Genomic DNA, 19486 nt, shown 5'->3' with positions numbered 1-19486 from the left:
GGGGCGAAGGGCACCGAAAACACGCTGTTTTTGCGGTTTTCAACGCTCTGGGACAGTCCACTTTCCGATCGCGGAAGGTCTGTTCTCCGAACCCGTGGTGAACGAAATCCAGGAGATGCTGCCGTTCTGCGCAGCAAAAATCTGATGGCGAATGAAATTGTCAAAGAGATGATTGAAGCGGGTGTTCACTTCGGACACCGCACCAGTCTCTGGAACCCGAAGATGGCTCCCTACATCTTCGGCAAGAAAAACCAAATCCACATCCTCGACATTCGCGAAACCCTTCGTGGCCTGTTGCGTGCCAAGAAGTACCTCTCGCAAGTTGCCGCTGGCGGTAGCCTGATTCTCTTCGTGGGTACCAAGCGTCAAGCGGGCGAAGCCGTCGAACAACAATCGCTTCGCTGCGGCATGCCATTCGTCAGCGAGCGTTGGCTCGGTGGAACGCTGACCAACTTCCGCACCATTCGCAGCCGACTGGGCCGTTTGGAAGAGCTGGAAGAACTGCGTTCGGGCGAAGGCATCAACGACTACAGCAAGAAAATGCAGTCGTCGCTGAACCGCGAGTACCGCAAGATGTATCGCAACCTGAACGGTCTGCGAACCATGAACCGCCTTCCTGAGGTCATGTTCATTGTCGACCCCGGCAAAGAACGCAACGCGGTTCGCGAAGCCAAACGCTTGGGCATCACGACCGTTGCGTTGATCGATACCGATAGCGACCCAACCCAGATTGACTTGCCGATCCCAGGTAACGACGACGGGATCCGCAGTGTCGAAATGATCATGCGTGAACTGGCGGACGCCGTGATCGCCGGCAAGGGCCAAGCCCAAACCGAAGCGGCCCCCGCCGCGGAAGCTGCTCCCGCAGCACCGGCTGAGCAACCCGCTGAAGAAGCCGCCGCCGCACCCAGCGAAGGCTGATCCAGCTCCCCACATTCACTGATTCAATCAATCAACGATTAGGAAACAGAACAATGACGACGATTTCCGCGAAAGCGGTGAGCGAACTTCGTAAGTCCACCGGCGCCGGCATGATGGACTGCAAGAAAGCCCTGGAAGAATCCGGTGGCGACTTGGAAGGCGCTTTGGATTACCTCCGCAAAAAGGGCCAAAAGGTCGCCGCCAAACGTGCGGATCGCGAGGCATCCGAAGGTGTCGTGGTTTCGTTGGTCGAAGGCAACAAAGGCTTGTTGTTGGGACTGAGCTGCGAAACTGACTTCGTGGCCAAGAACCAAGACTTCATCGACTTGGCGAACACCATCGCCAAGCTGGCGTTCGAGAACAACTGCAGCACGATTGACGAAGTCAACGCTCTGGAAATCGAAGGCCGTCCGGTCAAGGAACGCTTGGTCGACGAAACCGGCAAGGTCGGTGAGAAGATCGAAGTTTCCAGCCTGGAAGTGGTCGAAGGCGAAAACTTGGCGTCGTACATCCACGCCGGTGCCAAGATCGGCGTGTTGGTTTCGTACAAAGACGGTGGCAAAGACGGCTCGGATCAATTCTTCCGTGGCGTCTCGATGCACATCGCCGCCATGAAACCACAGATTCTTGATCCAAGCGAATTCGACGAAGACTTCGTGCAGAAAGAGACCGAAGCCCTGCAAGCTCAGATCAAAGCTGAAAACGATCTGAACGAAAAGGAAAACCTCGGCAAGCCGATGAAGAACGTGCCTCAGTACGCGAGCCGTCGCCAACTGACGCCAGAAGTCTTGGCTGCAACCGAAGACGCCATCAAAGAAGAACTGAAGGCCGAAGGCAAACCTGAAAAGATCTGGGACAAGATCCTTCCTGGGAAGCTCGAGCGTTTCATCGCTGACAACACCCTGCTCGATCAAGAGCGTTGCTTATTGAGCCAGTTCTACGCTTTGGACGACAGCAAGACCGTGGAAGCCGCGATCAAAGAATTCCACCCCGAAGCAGAAGTGGTCGCCTTCAAACGCGTCGCCGTCAACTGATCCTTCCAGATCAATCGAATTTTCAAAACGCCTTGCGCGTGACGCTCACGAGCAAGGCGTTTTTTATTTGTCAGCATGCACCGCTACTTCGATGAAAGCGGATCACATTTCTTGCATGACAACTGCGATCCAGTCGGTTGAATAGGTTTCGAAACCAGGTGCCCGTGCGTATCCGATGCAGTAGTTTCTCCCGCGATGCTGATCGATGAAGAACCCTTTGCTCCCGGATCGGATGGTTTCCCAGCGGGGCAGTGCTCCTGACAACGGTTCCATGCCGGATCGGGACGCCAGAACATTGCCTTCCGTATCGAGGATGTACGCGAGCGTCTTGCTTTGCTCATTGTCGGCGATCGGCAAATCATCGAGCACTGGCTTCGCCAGACCATCCCAATTGAACACCGCACCGAGCACTCCCACTGTCGGCTTCGTTGCAACTCCCTGCTCTCTTACCGAACAGGAATAGACCAATGATTGCTGCTGAGCCGCCAACTTGGATGCATGCGCTGATTCAAAGCCGAATTCGTTTCCGGTGGAATGGCCGATCGCTTGCGAAAACCAATCCGACTTCGAAACGTTGCAGCCAATTGAATCGAACTGTTTTTTTCGTCCATTGGAAACGACCACTCCTTCACGATTGCAGATCACAAGATCGTAGTAGACCGTGTACGCATCCAAGATGACGCCGAGCCGTTGCGAGGCGTAGTCGAGGCTCTCCTTGTTTGGTTCAGACAATGCATCAACCACGCTATTGTCGGTTGCCCACCAACGCACATCGCAGGTCCGCTCGTACAAGTTGCGGTCGATAAGGTCGACGCATGTCAAAGCCAGATCAGAGAGACGCACGCCGCGAATGCTGGTTTGAATGATCTGCATCAACTGATCAACTCGCGACTTGGTGATGCTGGCCATTTCCTCCGCCACTGCTCCGGTTTTTTGAGACAGTGTTTGGATTTCCTGCGCAACAACGCCAAACGCATCGCCGTGTGCCCCGGCGCGTGACGCTTCAATTCGGGCGTTCAGCGACAGCAACTTTGTACGAGCATTGATCGTGTCAATTTCATCGATCGCAACTCCAACGGCACGGGCGAGGTCTTGAATCAATGTCGTCAATTTTTCGTTGCTGTTGGATTGAGAATCGTCGGCAACGTTCGTCAACAAAGTCTTCTCTCTCGCGGGACACAACACCGAGGCGGCAGATTCCGAGGCGGTCATCTTTCAACTTTTCTAGGGGCATAGAAGAATCGGTTTCGTCGGTGATCGAACGAGCGATTCCGCCTCGAAGGCTCGTTGATCAGTCAGACGATTATGAGACGTCTTTGACGACCAAGCCTGTGGATTCGCGTCAAGTTCGTCGAATGAAACGATGCAAATCGAATTGTGTCGGATAGAAGCTTTAGTCCCGGCGAGACTTGAGCATCCCCATCTCCATATGCTCCGTTCGGCCCCAGTCACGGCCGTTTGCAGGTACCGAACACGTGACCACAACGCGGACCGAGTGCTTCTTCACAAATCCAACGTCTGCAACAAGGACATGGTTGCGATGCCGTAGAAGGTGTATTCGACATCGGGGGTTTGGTCCAAGGCAAACCCGACGAAGCCGCCTTCGCGTTGCATTGATTCAGCGTAAGCTTGCAACCGTCCGGCGTTCACTCGCTTTCCCGCGCCGAGATCGACCAAGGTGATCAGACCGGTGCAAGAACTCAGCAAGTCCGCAAAGGGGATACGGGTGTTGGCGGCCAAGCCTCCTTCTTCGCCCTGCATCTCGAGCAGGAACTCAATGGTGTCGGCTTCCTTCGCGGGATCCAGCTTCCCCAGTGTTTTCAACGTTCCAATCGCCGCAGCCGTCGGGTTCACGCCCGCTCGCTTGGCGACGCGAATTTCTCGATAGCCACCATCGGATTGCTGCTGGCCGCTGATAAATCGCAAGACGTCGTCTTCCCGCGGGACCGGTGTCTCCATCAGCTCGTAGCACAGTGTTGACAGAAACGTTTGGTAGGTGCTGCCCGCGCGGCCTTCGGGCGTTTTCGCGAAACCACCATCCGCGGTCCGAAGTGTTCCGAGCAACTCCGCCACGTTGGCCCGCCACTGGTCGTCTTCATCCGAGATCACCACGACTCCCGCAGCCATCTCCAAGATCGCCGCGGCAAAGATCAACGACATCAAATCCACGATCGAATCGCGTTGCCGCATCCTTCGTCGCAGGAACACGCCGGCCGGTTCCGCGATTTCCGAATCGAGTTCCCCCAGCACCCACAAAGCTCGCAACGCGAACGACGTGTAGTACGGATCGCTTTCGCCTTCGCGACCGGCGAATCCGCCGTCGTCTTGTTGGCACCGCTTCAACCAAGCTGCATGGCGATTTCGAAAATCGGCGTCCAGACGACTGGCACCGACAGCCAATCGCAGCGTCAGTTCTTGTAGGTAGCCACTCAAATTTAGATTGCCAACAGGATGTCCAGCATTTCCGCTGCGGTCGAAATCACACGCGAGGAAGCTTGGAACGCGCGTTGGTACGAGATCATCTTAATCGACTCTTCGTCGATGTTGACCCCGGTGATTGCGAGGTGCTGACTCTGCAGCGAGGCGTACAAATCATTCAGCCCTTCGGTCGCACTTTTTTGAACGCTGATTTCACGTCCCAGCGCCGCCAGGGTTTGCTCATGTAGCCCACGGATCGACCGATTGTCCAGCGACTCCAACGGTTTGTCGACGAGATCCAACATCTCGTAAAGCGTGTTGGTGTCTTGGTTGATTCCGCCGCTGGAAATTGCCAACAAGTCGATGTTCTCTCGCACCACAGGATTGACTTCGATATCGACCGCGGACGATCCGGTGAAGAACGTGTTCAACCCGACGGCTGCCAAGAAGCCGCTGGTGTCTTCACCAAAGGTAAAATTCGCGGTTGGTGAATCGCTATCGATTCGGATGCGTCCGTCACCGGAAATCGAGGCCGTCACACCATCGACCGCGTTGATGTCCGCGACGATGGATGAGATCGTTGAATCGTTCACAGTGCCCAGGTTGCCGACATCGATTCGGGTCGTGCTGATCAGCTCACCGTCCGCATCAACAATGTTGAAATCGAAGCTGCCATTGTTGGGTTCGAAGGGCAACCCAGCATCGCCGAGAGGCACACCGGCTTCACTGGGATTGCTGGACACGACGGACGAGAAACCGGTGCGTCCCTGTCCCTGCGAATGAACTCGGTTGACACCTTCAATCAACGAGGAAGCCATCTGATCCAGGTCTTTGACGTACTCGCCAAAGATGCCGTTGCGAGCTTCGATCGCGGCGCCGAGCGATCCACCTGATACCTGAAGCGGTGCATCGGTTTCCAGAATCCGCACTTCCAGACCGCCGGCGTCTTCATCGAACGCAGCGTAGACCTCGCGTCGGTTTCCATCTGCGACCAAGTAGTCACCGCCCACAAACACGCTGACGTTGCCGGACGCTTGCTCTTGGAAATTGATATCGACGTAGCTGGCTAGCTCTTCCAAGTCACGGTAGCGTTGGTCTCGCAATCCGGTGGCATCGCTTCCGAGTGTTCCGCCACCTTCGATGGTCGCGATTTCCACGTTCAACTGAGCGATGCGTTCCGTCAGTCGGTTGATCTGGGTCGCCGCGTCATCCATCTCGGCGTTCCAGTTGTCTTGCATCTGCCCGGCACGCGTTCGAATCTGCTGCATGTGATTGGCCAGGGCTTGGCCCTGAATGATCACAAATTCGCGCGTCGCGGAATCGTTCGGTTGAGTCGACAAATCGTGCAGGGCGTTGTTGAACAAGCTGAACTGTTCGTTCAAACCACCGCCATCCAAATCCGAAATCAACGTTTCCAATTGCGTGTAGGCTTCGCTGAGCGCATCGGCACCGGCCGCACCGGTTTTCGCATTGAACATCCGCTCGGCCAACTGCTGATCGATGACCTGTTTCACGCCGGTCGCGCGAACACCGTGGCCTTGGATCAAACTGCCGCGTCGGTAAGCCACCGCGGGAGTCTGTTCCAATCGTTGGCGGATGTAGCCATCGGTATTGGCGTTGGCGATGTTGTTGCCAACCACCTGCAAACCGATTTGGGCGACGTCCAATGCCCCTTTGGATTGTTGGATGGTGCCGAACAGCCCCATGATCGTCTCGCGAATTGGTGAAACCGAAGCTAGGTGCGCGCAGGCGCTTATTCGGAGTATCGGCGGGCACCGCCGTTAAACTTCACGCAATCGCTTCAACAGTAAACGAATCCCTCGCTGGGATATCGTTTGTGGCCGCAGATCGCTTTGTGGTCGGCTCGCTGCCATCCCAGCCACGCCCCCAACCCCGCGAGCACCGCATCCAAAGCGTCGCCGCCGGGATTTTGAAGCATGACAGCGCGGTGTTGCAGCGAGATCCGAACCCACTCTTTCAACCCGAGCAGGATGTTCTGGCGGTTCTTCAGCCTCGCGGAGTCCACCTCCTTGGCATCGGGCTGCTTGTACTGCTGATGTGGCCACCCCATCCGTTTCAACGTCGATGACGGACACGCTTCCACCACCACCCGGCTAATGGGCCCATCCGCCCAAGCCGTCTCGCCCAGCGGTCGTCTGGTATCCAATCGCATTTTGGCACATTGAAACGGCATGACTGCCGTCGACGGATTCGCCGCCAGGGGCTGCAAGACGTCACGCATGCCATGAAACGTTTGATAGATGATTCGGTAGTGATAGCAATCAAACGGCGTTTGGGTTTCTCGGTCGGTTTGCCGTCGGATGTGTTTGGTTGGCGACACCTTTCCAATCGATTCGTCGGTACCGCTGGATCCCGCCGCCAATCGCGACTCCGCCAATTCGACCAAGGACCGACCATAAGATTTCGCGTCGCCCTCGTGAGCTGCCACGTGTCGAAGTTGATCTCTCCAATTGCCGAGTCCCAGCTCGACGGGCAAACCGAACGGAAAATCCATTCCCCACAGAGCTTTCTCGCTTTCCACGATCCGACCTGAAAGCCAAGCGCAAACCTGCTCACGTTCGTCTGATTCAGCCAGCGTGCCGAGCGACTGCAAGTTCACCAGCGTCAGCGGCGGAAGTTGCTGCGGTTGGTTCCGCCCCCAACGAAGTGGCTCTTGCCCGGGAACATGTTTCGCGGGCGATGGTCGGTCGGAAAACTCCAGTTCGGCCAGCCACGCATTCTTGCCGGACTGAGCCGCGCCGCTGAAGTCCACGCCAAACACGCTCTGCGGTCGCAAGCGTTCCTCGGCAGATGACTCCGTATTCCCGTTCTCGTTGTCCGGCTTCACGTTGACCAAGTTTTGTTCTCCAGTGACAATTCGGTTAAGGAAGCTTTCGACCCCATTTCGTCATTCCCGCTGAAATCCCCTCATGAGCACCGCCCCGTCGCAGCAACCCGCCTCCGCCCAAGTCCCCGATCCGCGAGGACGTTTCGGAGATTTCGGAGGTCGATTTGTTCCTGAAACACTCACGCGTGCGCTCGACGAACTTTCCGAAGAATACGAAAAGGCCAAGCGTGATCCGGAATTCCAACGCGAATTGGATGGGTTGCTGAAAACGTTTGTCGGTCGCCCCAGTCCGCTCTATCACGCCAAACGACTGTCCGCCTCCGTCGGGGGGGCTCAGATCTGGCTGAAGCGAGAGGATTTGAATCACACCGGCGCTCACAAAATCAACAATACAATTGGCCAAGCCTTGCTGACGCTTCGCATGGGAAAAACGCGAGTCATCGCGGAAACCGGTGCGGGACAACACGGTGTGGCCACCGCGACGGCATGTGCTCATTTTGGCCTGCCTTGCACCGTCTACATGGGCGCTGAAGACATTCGTCGACAAAAGCCTAACGTGTTCAGCATGAAATTGTTGGGTGCAAACATCTCAGCCGTGGAGTCGGGATCCCGCACCCTCCGCGATGCCGTCAACGAAGCCATGCGTGATTGGATGGCCTCGGTGGAAGACACTCATTACATCATCGGCAGCGTGATTGGCCCCCACCCGTTCCCGATGATGGTTCGGGATTTTCAATCGGTGATCGGCCGCGAAACCCGCGAACAGTGTCGCGACTCGTTTGGGCGTTTGCCTGATTGCGTCGTCGCTTGCGTCGGAGGTGGTAGCAACGCGGCGGGAATGTTCTATCCGTTTGTGGAAGACGAAGGCGTTCGGATGGTCGGAGTGGAAGCCGGCGGACGATCGGCGACTGCCGGCGATCACGCCTCACCGCTTTCGTATGGTCACCCGGGTGTCTTGCACGGAAGTTACAGCTACGTGATGCAGGACGACGACGGACAAACCTGCGATGTTCATTCGATGAGCGCTGGTTTGGACTATCCCGGTGTGGGTCCAGAACACAGTTACTGGAAAGACACCAAACGAGTGGACTACATCGACTGCCGTGACGACGAAGCGATGCAGGCTTTTGAAAAGCTGGCGTCCAGCGAAGGCATCTTGGCCGCTTTGGAAACGTCACACGCCGTCGCCAAAGCCATCGAATTGGCCGGCAAGATGTCGGACCAAGAACACTTGGTGATTTGCTTGTCCGGTCGAGGTGACAAGGACTCCATGGAAATCGCTCGTCTACGCGGCGAAGAATGGTGACACCGATCAACACGCGCGGACTCTCCGGCGTTTGATCGACTCACCATCGCCTTTCGTACTCCAAGCCTCTTGGCAACGCCTGTTCATCCGTTGGTTGAACAGGCGGAATTCTCCTCGCCGAAGGCAACGTGGCTTCGCACCACACCGCCCCAATGTCTCTCTCTTTGAATTTGATTGCATGTCCGCCCAAGACCGAACGCTGGATCACTACCAGGAATTGATGACCATCAACGCGACCTCGCACGTGCTGCGAGCCGGGCGAGAACTCGGGCTGTTCGATGCGTTGCTCGAAGGACAAAAAACGATCGAGGTGTTGTCGGAGAAAACCGGCGTTTCCGAAGCTCGCTTGAACCTGCTGCTCCGTCCGCTGACTTCGGTTGGAATCATCGAAAAGTACGAAGACGATTTCGCGATCTCGTCCGTCGCTCGCTTGCTTTGCCAATACGACTCGGACCTTGGCGACGCGTTATGGAACACCACCGCTTCCGCGCTCAAGAACGATCGAAAAACGGGCGCCGACACTGCGGTCCCACAATCGCGTTTTGATTCCATCGCAGCAACGCAGTGGGTGCATACTCCAGCCGCCATGCAAGCTGCTGAGATTTTGGACTTCGGCCCGACTCCGAGCGAGGAAGGCGAAGGCACCGTCCTCGTCGCCAATGACTCGGGACCGCAAACCATGCTGGATCTGGGATGCGGATCCGCGGTCTGGAGCTGTGCGATGGCTCACCGCGATCCACAACTCAGCGTCACATTGATCGATCATTTGGGTGCACTCGAATCGGCAGTGGCCACAGCCAACTCGATCGAATTGGGCAATCGCTTCGAAGCCATTGAAGGCGACCCACTGACGCGTGAACTGCCGGACAAACAATTCGACCATGTGTTGTTGGCTCAGCGGCTGAATAGCTACGCCCCAGAACAAATCCAAACGATGTTGCAGCGGGCCGTGTCGGCCACCAAATCCGGTGGTCGCGTGATCGTCATCGATTCTTTCGAAGGCCCCCATCGCCCCACGTTGGCGGAATCCATCGAAGCACTTCGCATTGGAATCGAAACAGAAGGCGGCGCGGTCCCGCCATTGAAAGACGCCGAAGAACGCATGAAGGAAGCCGGTTTGGAATCGATTCAGTTCACCTTCATCGCAGCCAGTCGCATGGGCCTCGGTTTGATGACCGGATTCAAACCATGAGTGACGCCGATCTTAAAAACGATCCATGGTCGTGGTGGCGGGACCGTATGCCCGTGACGAAGAAATGGGCCTACTTTGATCACGCCGCCGTTGCACCGATCAGCCAACCCGCAGCCGATGCTCTGAAGTCGTTCGCTGACGTCGCCGCTTCCCATGGCGATGTGCACTGGATGGATTGGTCCAACGCGGTCAATCGTTTGCGTGACCTGACCGCCGAACTGGTCCAGTGCGAACGTGAGGAAGTCACGCTCGTTCCCAACACCACAACCGGGATCAATTTGGTCGCCGAAGGATTGGATTGGAAAGCCGGTGACAACATGGTTGTTCCGGAGGGCGAGTTCCCCAGCAACCTCTACCCATGGTTGAACCAACAAAGCAAAGGCGTCGAAGTTCGGATCGTCCCTCGACGCGACGGTCGGGTGGAGGTCAGCGATTTGATGGAGCGGGTGGACGACCGGACCCGTTTGATCTCCGTCAGCTGGGTCGGCTACGCCAGTGGCTTTCGCGTCAACCTGAATGAACTGGTCGAGCAAGCCCATGCGAAAGGCGTGCTGGTTTTCTTAGACGCCATCCAGGGACTGGGGATGTACCCACTGGATTTGCAAACCTGCGATGTCGACTTTGTTGCCGCCGACGGGCACAAATGGTTATTGGGCCCCGAGGGTGCCGGCGTGGCGATCATTCGCAAACGTCATTTGGATCGCCTGCATTGCTCGACCGTGGGATGGGCCAGCGTTGAAAACGCTCATCTGTTTTCCGGTTCGGAATTCAAACTTCGTGGCGATGCCTCTCGTTTCGAAGGCGGTTCACTGAATCAATCCGGCATGATGTCCTTCGCTTCCAGCCTGGAAATGTTTTGCCAGATTGCTCGCCACCATGGTCACGACGCCATCGGCAATCGCGTGCTGGAACGCGCCCGCAAACTTCGCGAATTGCTGACGCAGCGTGGTGCGAGGCTGATCCATGGGCCTTGGGATGACACCGTGCATGCCAGCGCCATCACCACCTTCGAAATTCCTGGCGAAACACCGGATCGCTTTCGGGCCCGCGCATTGGAAACCGGTGTGGTGGTCAGCTGCCGTGGCGGCGGCGTTCGAGCCAGCGTCCATGTCTATAATGACGACGCCGATCTGAACCGATTGGCTGAACTTGTCTCGTCTTCCGACATCAACGCTTCTTCTCCTTCAGACCAGAATTGATCAGCTTTGTCTTCGCAACCCTCCGCCACCAAGGATGAGCTGTCGCACAACATCGCGGTTTACACCGGTTCGTTTGACCCCGTCACGCTCGGCCATCTGCACATCATCGAACGTGCGTCGAAACTCTTTGACACGCTCGTCATCGGGATCGGAATCAACGCGGATAAGAAATCACTATTCAATCCCGACGAACGAATCGAATTGGTGCAGCGGATCTGCACTCACCTTCCCAACGTCCAAGTCCAAACCTTCGATGGGTTGGCTGTCGACTTCGTTCGCTCACTGGGTGCCGGAGTGATGGTGCGAGGCATTCGTCCGCTGACGGACATCGCTGGCGAGTTCACCATGATGATGGCCAACCGACAGTTGGACGCGGACATCGAGACCGTGTTCTTGATGGCCGACGAACGCTTTGCTCATGTCAGTTCGTCGTTGCTGAAGCAAATCGCGGCGCTCAGCGAAGACGATGATCACCTGGCGAAGTTTGTTCCGCGTGCAATCATTCCTTCGCTTCGAGCCAAGCTCACCGCTCTTCCGAACTGAATCTGTTCAGCTGCTCCTTCCGTCAAGTTTCATCCATGACAGGAAAGCATCCGTCCGCGAAGCCGAACTCACCCACGCGAGCTCGCCAAGTTCGCGAGGCGATGAACGAAGCACTGCCGCCGTGGGGCGTGCTGGTTCTGGAAAGCCACCATGCTCCTGATTTTTCAATGCAGTGGCGGACGCATCGCTTTCTGAAGGTCGTTTACTTTCTCAGCGGTGCCGGAACGTTTTGCTGCAACAAGCAGGAACTGAGCTTTCAAGGCGGCGACGTGTTCGTGGTCGCTCCGAATGATCGCAACCGTATCTGCGATGGTGATGGCACTCCCTCCAGTCTCTATGTGGGCTGCATCTGCCAATCGATTCTGTCCGCCGAACCGACGACAGCCGAAAACATCGCTTCCAGTAAACTGGTTGGTGGAACACGCCAATCCAACTTCGTCGCGTCGACGCTGCGCCGCATGATCTACACGCAAGACCTCGCGGCCTCATCACGAGGAGTCGACATGATGATCGATGCTTGGCGATTGATTCGTGGGGTGACCGCTTATGACAGCACCGACGCGTCGCAAGCAGTTGTCACTGAATCCACGACCGCGGAAGATCAACTGAGTGATGCAGAAATCGTTGAACGTTACATTCGCGAACTACAAACGTCTTTCTTGGAAGCGACCACTATTGATGCGGCCGCCAACCAGCTGAACTTGTCCCGTCGAACCTTCACCCAACTGTTCCGCGAACAGACAGGAACCACGTGGCTACGGCGAGTACGAGAACTCGGCATTGAACATGCCAAACGTTTGCTCCAAGAAACCGACCTGCCCATCGCGTCGGTCGCGTTCGAGTCAGGATTCGCGGACATCTCCACTTTCTACCGCCGTTTCACCAGCATGGTCGGCCAATCCCCGGCGGCTTATCGCCAACGATCAACCTGCCGGTAGACATCATAAAAAACGCGATGAAACAAACTCTGTTGCCTCATCGCGTAGTATCAACTGAAACGATGCAAATCGATCACTTAGAAATCGACTGAGATCGTTTCCTTCGTGGCTCGCGTACCCAGTGCCCCCCACAAACCATACGGACTTTGCATCCCTGGCGATCGGGCTCCGGATCCTCCCCACCAAATGTTGCCGGCAGATTGATTGCCGGCTTCGATCGAGTCCGTCACAAACTTGACCGCTCCATCACCGAGCAAGACATGCACACCGCCTTGGTGACGACTGCTCGGGGGATAGAGTCCAGGTTGCCAAGTGCTGCCACCCGTGCTGCAGATCGCAGAGTTGGGTGGTGAGATGGTGGTGATCGCCGTGAAAACCGGGAAACCACAGGCCCATTTCAAACCGCGTTGAATCTGAGCACCGCCTGCAAAGTTAGCCGAAGCAGCCCAGAACTGAGGTCGCTCAGGATCAATCTCGACCGTGTCGCACAACCCAGGGGTGTTGATAATTGTCGCACCGAAGTTGGCATCGTTGACCGCTTGAGTCGTCTTGTGACGGTCACCGAGATCGGTGTTCATCTCGCCAACCATGATCGTATTGGACAAACCATCCAACACGTCACGAAACTTCAGAGCCACTCGCGAACGAAACATACCTCGGTTTGATGCATTCGCACGCGGATATTCGGTGGGATTCGGGTTAGCATCTTCACGCATTCCACCGGTGTTCTGTTGTCCTAGTGCGTCTCCCAGGCTCATTCCAAAGTTGGTCCGACCTTGTCCTGGCAAACCATTCCCAGGATCGCTGGGACACCGGTAGGTCGCCACGTTGGTCATCCAAGGATCGTAGCGAGCGGTCGTGTGGTGCGAGAGTGACATCTCGGGGTTCGGACCAAACGCGCTGTAGTACAGATCCGATCCTGCCGGTTCGACGACCTTGAACTGATTGGCAATCTGCTCCCACAACCCCTGCTGCTCAATGAACGGCAGGATGGGAACCAAAGCACTGCGGTTGAATCGGTTGTTCCCGCCCAGGGCACCTCCGAGCGGACGAGGCACAACCGAGTCGCCGGTGCTTCCCGAAACCCGGGATGTCCCACCGCGGTTCATCGGCAGTTCGTTGTATGCCGAGTGATAGTTGTGGATTCCCAAACCAATTTGCTTGACGTTGTTGCTGCACTGCATTCGACGCGCAGCTTCTCGAGCGGCCTGAACCGCGGGCAACAGAAGCCCGACAAGGACCCCAATGATGGCGATGACAACTAGCAATTCGACCAGCGTGAAACCACGGCTAATCGAGTTGGAGCGGCATGGCAAATCCCGGCGCGAGAGCGCAGAAGGCTCTGCGAACTTTTCTTTTGCAAACATAAGACTTTCAAAATATGACGTAGGAAAGAAGGTCGATCGTGAAGCATTTCACGGCTTTTGCGACCGACTGAAAGCCGATCTAGTCGACGCGACCAGCTTCAAACTCGGCGGATTCATCCACCATCGAGTCGTTTGGATCCGCAAGATGCTCTGGATTGTTTTCCAGATACTGCTCGATCTCGTTGGCGGGAGGTCCCGAGGTGTTGGACGACTCACAGCCCACCGCAGAAAACACGGCGAAGGCACAAACACTGAATGCAACCAGCGTTCTCCGTCGCATAAACGAAAGGTTCATCAATTCGGTACCGTCAAGAGAAATGAAAACAGATGCTCAATAGACACATCTCTTCATTCGATCTTAACCCCAGGTCAACTGACGCGGAACCTTATCTAAAAACTTGACGACCGAGTGAAACCACACCAAATGGGCTGCAAAACACGAATCTGCCATAAGTGTTAGACAACCCACGGAACGACAAAAATCCTAAACCCACCTAAATGCTGTTTTCAAATAGCCCTAAAGGACCAGGCGATGCGCTGTCCCCTCAATCTTCTCCCAGCGACGAAAAATCAAAAAGCGTGTCTTCCTGAGCTCGTCCCGATAACGAGAGATCGTCTGTGAGCCTGGACTCGCCTTCTTCCTCTTTCACCATCTTTTGCTTTTCAGCCGCTCGCTTTTTAGTCGCTTTTGACTTGCTGGGCTTTTTCCGTGCCCGAAGCTTGCCGTCTAAACGATGCACATGGAACTGATCGGAACTGAGTGCGCTTTCTGCTAGTTCAATCAGGTGATCGTGGTGGGTGAACATGATGACCTGCGTCGTTTTGGACAATTCCGAAAAGACCTGCAGCGCGGCGGTTGCCCGGCGGTCGTCGAGTTGAATCAAACAGTCGTCAATGATCAACGGAACCGCGTTGGCATTGGCCATTTGATGTTTCAAAGAAGCCAATCGAAGAGCCAAGTACAACGCGTCCGCGGTTCCCGTGCTCATTCGTTGGGCCGGCACATCGACACCTGCTCTCACACCAAACAACGATGGTTTCCCGCCGTCACCATAGTCCACTTGCAAGGATTGATACTCACCGCAGGTCAATGTTGCAAAGAAATCCCCCGCCTCCTTCAGGACCGGTTCTTGGTTCTGATTGCGATAGTGATCCATCGCACGTTGCAAGATCGACGCCGCCAATCGAATCCGCACGTACTCCTCGGATTCGCGTTGCAGTTTCCCAAGTTGAAACTGAAGTTTCTGCGACAACGCGGATGCTTTGCCGCTTCCGTCGATGGATTTGAGCTGGGTTCGTAGACCGCCCAGGGTTTCCCTCGCATCTTCAATCCGCTGGTCCAATTCGCCTTTCTCGCTGGAAAGCGATCGCAACTCTTCATCGACCAACACGGGATCTCGATCTTTCAACGAGTCAACAAACGTTTGACAGTCTTCGCCGGCGGCCCAGTGTTCCAGTTGTGCCTGCAGATCCGCCAACTTGCCGGCGGCTTCTTTTCGACGTCGAAAACGCTTTTCCGCATCCAACAACTGTTCTGGAGATTCACACTGAGCCTCGTCGCACAATTGTTGTTGGGTGATCGCCAATCGTTCCATCTGAGCACAGGCTGCTGCCAGTTCATCTTTCCGTTGCTTCGACTGCAACTGAACCTCTTCCCGAACACTTCGAGCCGATCGTTCTTTTAACAAACGTTCCTGGGCGCCGTTGATAATGTTGGCGAGTGTCGTCCAGTCGACCGATTCATCGCCCACGCCATCCACCGAAACTCCGACGGAAGTCTTGTCCGGTTGCAAAGCCTCCTGAAGCCGAATGACACGACGTGAAAACGTTTTGGTTTGGTTGCTGATCTCCGTGATGCGAATTTGGATTTCATCACACCGCTTCTTCTTCCGTACAAGCTCCGCGATCGCGTCCATCAGCGACAGCGCATCCTGTGGCCCTGGCTTGGATGTCAAATTCAACGAAGCGGTCAGTTCGTCCCACTGCTGATTCCAATCATCCAAGGCGTTTTGGCGACGCTTCAGAACCGACTCCAACCCTGGAATCTCGGTGCGGAATTCGTCGTGTTTTCGTTCACGCTGCTCTTTCAAACGAATTTTCTGTGATTGATCTTCGCGAGTCGTCGAAGCCAAATCATGCAACCGCCGTAGCTCTGTCGCTGTTTGCTCAAGTGTTTCCAGTGCCGCCTCGCCGGACGGCTCCACACCGAGGGCTTGTTCCAGCCGCCCGACCGTTTGGCGAATTAGAGAATGAGCTTGCGAGACCTCGTCACACGCATCCAGCAGATCCGCGTGCTGGGCGATCAACTTCTGATGATCCGTCAACCAACCGTTCATCGTTTCCGGCGACTCGGCCGCGATGCCAATCGCTTTCCAGACACTGCTCCAGGCTTCTTGTGCCTCGCTGAGTTGCTGCAGCGACGCATCCAAAGTGGTTTGCCGTTTGGTCAGCAATTGCTGAGCTTGGTCGCATTGGTTCTGGGCGGATTGTCTGCGAAAGATTGCTTCGTGTTCCGATTGGAAAACGTCCGCAATGGAGTCCGCTTGGTGAACCGCCAACTCCACTTCGGCGATCATGCCCAACCATTGCTCCGGACTAAGCGACTCGGCGCCGTCTTTCATAGAAGCCAATAACTGATCACGGTGCTCTCTGGCACGGATCAGGTCCTCGGGAGTGGGCAGGTCTTTCGCATCGGCTTTCAACGAAGCGAGTTTTTCTTCGGCCGAGTCAAGGTTTCGCTGCGACTCGTCCAAGCGACTTCGGTTCAGCCGAACTTCGTCTTCGGCTTGATCCAGAGCCTTCACCAGATCCGACAACTGAGAAGCTGATGGCAGCGGCAACTCAACCGCAGCCCTCCAATCCGCTTCTTCGTTGGAGCCGGACAAACGCAGACGCCGGTGGGTCGTCTGGCATTCGCGTCGCAGCTTTTCAACCTGCAATTGCAATCGGCTGGCCGGTTCAATCAGATGTTCGGGAGCCCCGATCTCATCCAACGTTCGATCCAATAATTGGAATTGGTCCGAAACGTCTGTGGCTTCCAATGCCTCCTCGGCCAACTGCAACTCTCGCTTTGCTCGATCGAGCTGATCCAGAGAGTCGTCACGCTGCTGAACCAATTTCTCATATTCACCGGCCAATCGTTGGATCTTGGTCCGTTGCGAGTCGCTGATCTGAAGCGAATCGACGCGATCCGCCAATTCGCTTTCGCCGTTGGCGGGTCCCGATTCCCCGGCTTCGACATCCGCATTGCCAATCGCCAAATCCTTGAGCTGAGATCGCATGTCGCGTTGCAACGCTTTCAACGCTTGCTGCTGCGTTTGCTTTTCCACCTCAGCCTGTTCGCGGGCGGGCAACTCTCGATACAGATCCAGAATCTCTTTTTCAAAAGACTCGATCAATTCGTCGTGCCCAATCTCTTGGAGTTGCTGCGTCAGTTCTTCCTGGGTCTTTCGCAACCGTTGCACATCGCGATCCGTCAGTTGGTGATCGTTCTCCCATTCGCGACGTCGCTGTTCGAAGTCATCGCTGAGCCGAGGTGCATCGCCGACCAGCTCCATTTCCTGAGATGCTGCCCGCCACCGAGGAATCAACGGCAGAGCCTGCTTTGCGGCTTCACAACGTCCGATCCGTTTGGCCAATTCAAGCGATGCTTTTCTCCACGCTTCGATCTCGGTTTCTTGCTCGGTCACGCGTTGTTGCAAATCGGCGAACTCCGCCGGAGGCACCTGGGCGTCTCGAAGCTCACGCCGCATCTCTTCGATTTGTTTTAGATGCGAGTTGATAATCGGGTTCTTTCCCGACGCTTTGAAGCGGTCGCTGGCTTCCGTTCCCAACTGATTCAAGATGTCACGAAACCGACCAATTCCCGCACCCGCCGAGAACAGAATTTCGCCCAGCTCTCCCTCGCCTCGAAGAATTTGCTCGCCACCGCGAAGAAGCTCTTCATAGGACAATCCAAACCGAGACAGAAACGCAGCTTCATCGATCCCGCCCAACATGCTCTGCAGTTCGGTCTCCTCGATCACCGCTTTGTCATCCGGTCCTCGCAAGCTGCCTTTCACGCCTTTGCGTCGAATGCAATCCAAGGCGATCTCGTTTGCTTCGCCCGGATGCTTGACCAATCGGCCTCCGACACGAAGCTTGGTGCCTGGATGCAAGAAGTCATGGCTGCTGGCATGATTCTTCATCCCAAACAGCCACGAAGCGATGGCCCGCAAACTGGTCGACTTGCCCGATTCGTTGGCGCCCACCACCAAATGAAATCGATGGGGCCCTGCGGAAAGATCCAGACTGCGATTGGTCAGATGCCCAAATGCAATCAAGTCCAAACGTTCGATGATCATCGCTCACCTCCTTGCAATCGTGCCATCAACTCCGCCGTGGCCGCGTCGATCCATTCGTGTCGTTCATTTTGGTCGTCCAACCGAACCAGCGATTGATCGCCACTGAATTCCACCGGTAACTTTTTCAACAGGGGTGAAATCTCATCGTTCATCCATTCCAGGTCGCCGCCTTCGGTTTTGAGTTGTTCCACCACAGCCAAAATGCTCTGAAGCGGCCCATCGCTCGGCGATTCCGTCGACGACACCGTGGATTGGGGCTGCTCCGCGAAGGCTTGCGACCGCTCGGCTGAGGCTTTCGACCGCTCCGCGGTGGTTCGAACCTTCAGCCTTTCCAACCAAACTTGACCGTGACCATGTGTCACCGAGGCGGCTCGTAAACCAGCTTCTAAGTTGGCTTGTTCACGCATCCATTGATGATGCAGCGAGCTATCGCCGGACAACACCACTCGCGTGACCAACAAGCGATCATCCACCTGCGTGAGTTGCTCGCTGAGCCAGTCTTCGTAAGCATCCATTAATTCGTCGGTGTGGCTCCAATCAGACGCGTTGGCCTCGAACGATTCAAATCGAACCACATCCAATGGCACAAACCGCCGCGTCGTTTGATTGCGATCATCGATGTCGACCAGGATGCAGCCTTTCGGCCCCGATTCGCGAATGTGTCTTCCCTGGACATTGCCGCTGAAGACCACGGGAGCCGCCCCATCGATTTGGTGCTCGCCTCGCTGGTGAATGTGTCCCAATGCCCAGTAGTCGTAACCCTTGTCCGCCAACTGCTGAGGTGAGCAGGGAGCGTAGGGATCGTGGCCTTCCAAGCCTGACAGTCCGGTATGCAGCAATGCCAAGTTGAACAGACCGCCAATCGGTTGGGGGTACTCTCCCGCCATGTCACCGGTTTCGGCTCGCTTGGCGTAGGAGCGTCCGTGAATGGCGATGCCAAGGTCCTCCAAAATGCGCTGATCCACCTTTTTTTCACTCAGCAGAATTTCCGAGCCATCGGGATTCTTCGGCAACGGCAAATTCGACGTCATCTTATTCGCGGCATCGTGGTTGCCACGAATGACGGCGACATGAATCCCTTCGCGAATCAGCCGGGTGGCTTGCGCGACGAAGAACAATCCGGTGTTTTGATCGGGCCAATCCCCGTCGTAGAGGTCACCCGCGATGACCACCAAATCGACTTGTTCTTCGATCGCGACCCGCGTCATGTTCTGCAGAGCTCGACGCGACGCCTCGCGAATTTCGTCGACCGGGGCATCTTCGTAAGCGTCGAGTTTTTGCAGCGGGCTGTCCAAGTGAATGTCGGCGGCGTGAAGAATGCGACGGTGACTCAATGGGCTTCCTTGCGATGGAGGAACGATTGGGGAGGACGCTGAC

15 protein-coding genes are annotated in these 19486 nt (G+C 55.9%); 7 read left to right on the top strand and 8 right to left on the bottom strand.

All coding sequences use genetic code 11. From position 1 onward, the window contains the following. Positions 1-144: 144 nt before the first annotated feature. Positions 145-921, top strand: a complete 777-nt coding sequence (gene rpsB / locus LOC70_RS00310; protein WP_230251265.1) for a 30S ribosomal protein S2 — start codon at positions 145-147, stop codon at positions 919-921. Between the two features lie 53 nt (positions 922-974). Then, positions 975-1955, top strand: a complete 981-nt coding sequence (gene tsf / locus LOC70_RS00305; protein ID WP_230251264.1) for a translation elongation factor Ts — start codon at positions 975-977, stop codon at positions 1953-1955. Between the two features lie 102 nt (positions 1956-2057). On the opposite strand, the gene LOC70_RS00300 is transcribed toward tsf, so the two are convergent. The 4 genes from LOC70_RS00300 to LOC70_RS00285 all read right to left on the bottom strand — a co-directional run bounded on the left by LOC70_RS00300 (position 2058) and on the right by LOC70_RS00285 (position 7221). Continuing rightward, positions 2058-3167, bottom strand: coding sequence for a methyl-accepting chemotaxis protein (locus LOC70_RS00300; protein WP_230251263.1), 1110 nt, complete (start codon positions 3165-3167; stop codon positions 2058-2060). Between the two features lie 291 nt (positions 3168-3458). Next, the gene (locus LOC70_RS00295) at positions 3459-4388 is read right to left on the bottom strand and encodes a prenyltransferase/squalene oxidase repeat-containing protein (protein WP_230251262.1); all 930 of its coding nucleotides are present in this window, start codon (positions 4386-4388) and stop codon (positions 3459-3461) included. Positions 4389-4390: 2 nt separating this feature from the next. Then, complete coding sequence (gene flgK / locus LOC70_RS00290) at positions 4391-6079, bottom strand: flagellar hook-associated protein FlgK (protein ID WP_230251261.1); 1689 nt, start codon at positions 6077-6079, stop codon at positions 4391-4393. A gap of 95 nt (positions 6080-6174) precedes the next feature. Beyond that, positions 6175-7221: a DUF429 domain-containing protein gene (locus LOC70_RS00285; protein WP_230251260.1), complete on the bottom strand. Its 1047-nt coding sequence runs from the start codon at positions 7219-7221 to the stop codon at positions 6175-6177. 82 nt (positions 7222-7303) lie between these two features. Between LOC70_RS00285 and trpB the strand changes: the two genes are divergently transcribed. The 5 genes from trpB to LOC70_RS00260 all read left to right on the top strand — a co-directional run bounded on the left by trpB (position 7304) and on the right by LOC70_RS00260 (position 12399). Next, complete coding sequence (gene trpB / locus LOC70_RS00280; protein ID WP_230251259.1) at positions 7304-8527, top strand: tryptophan synthase subunit beta; 1224 nt, start codon at positions 7304-7306, stop codon at positions 8525-8527. A gap of 178 nt (positions 8528-8705) precedes the next feature. After that, positions 8706-9719, top strand: coding sequence for a class I SAM-dependent methyltransferase (locus tag LOC70_RS00275; RefSeq protein WP_230251258.1), 1014 nt, complete (start codon positions 8706-8708; stop codon positions 9717-9719). Next, positions 9716-10918, top strand: a complete 1203-nt coding sequence (locus tag LOC70_RS00270; RefSeq protein WP_230251257.1) for an aminotransferase class V-fold PLP-dependent enzyme — start codon at positions 9716-9718, stop codon at positions 10916-10918. Before LOC70_RS00275 ends, LOC70_RS00270 begins: the two co-directional genes overlap by 4 nt. A 6-nt stretch (positions 10919-10924) precedes the next feature. Continuing rightward, positions 10925-11461: a pantetheine-phosphate adenylyltransferase gene (coaD, locus tag LOC70_RS00265; protein WP_230251256.1), complete on the top strand. Its 537-nt coding sequence runs from the start codon at positions 10925-10927 to the stop codon at positions 11459-11461. 35 nt (positions 11462-11496) lie between these two features. Continuing rightward, positions 11497-12399 carry an AraC family transcriptional regulator gene (locus LOC70_RS00260; RefSeq protein ID WP_230251255.1) on the top strand — a complete coding sequence of 301 codons (903 nt, stop codon included), beginning with the start codon at positions 11497-11499 and terminating at the stop codon, positions 12397-12399. A gap of 77 nt (positions 12400-12476) precedes the next feature. Here LOC70_RS00260 and LOC70_RS00255 read toward each other — a convergent pair whose 3' ends face one another. The 4 genes from LOC70_RS00255 to LOC70_RS00240 all read right to left on the bottom strand — a co-directional run bounded on the left by LOC70_RS00255 (position 12477) and on the right by LOC70_RS00240 (position 19443). Next, positions 12477-13766: a DUF1559 family PulG-like putative transporter gene (locus tag LOC70_RS00255; protein ID WP_390888972.1), complete on the bottom strand. Its 1290-nt coding sequence runs from the start codon at positions 13764-13766 to the stop codon at positions 12477-12479. A gap of 79 nt (positions 13767-13845) precedes the next feature. Next, positions 13846-14061 (bottom strand): hypothetical protein, encoded by a 216-nt coding sequence (locus LOC70_RS00250; RefSeq protein WP_230251254.1) that lies wholly within the window; start codon positions 14059-14061, stop codon positions 13846-13848. A gap of 250 nt (positions 14062-14311) precedes the next feature. Continuing rightward, entirely contained in the window at positions 14312-18109 is a 3798-nt protein-coding gene (locus LOC70_RS00245) for a YhaN family protein (protein ID WP_230251253.1), read from the bottom strand. Then, a complete protein-coding gene (locus LOC70_RS00240) occupies positions 18106-19443 on the bottom strand; it encodes a metallophosphoesterase family protein (protein ID WP_230251251.1) in 1338 nt (445 codons plus the stop codon). Before LOC70_RS00240 ends, LOC70_RS00245 begins: the two co-directional genes overlap by 4 nt. Positions 19444-19486: the final 43 nt, after the last annotated feature.

The organism is Rhodopirellula halodulae (genome assembly GCF_020966775.1).
Taxonomy (GTDB): Bacteria; Planctomycetota; Planctomycetia; order Pirellulales; family Pirellulaceae; genus Rhodopirellula; species Rhodopirellula halodulae.
This window is presented reverse-complemented; position numbering and strand designations above follow the sequence as displayed.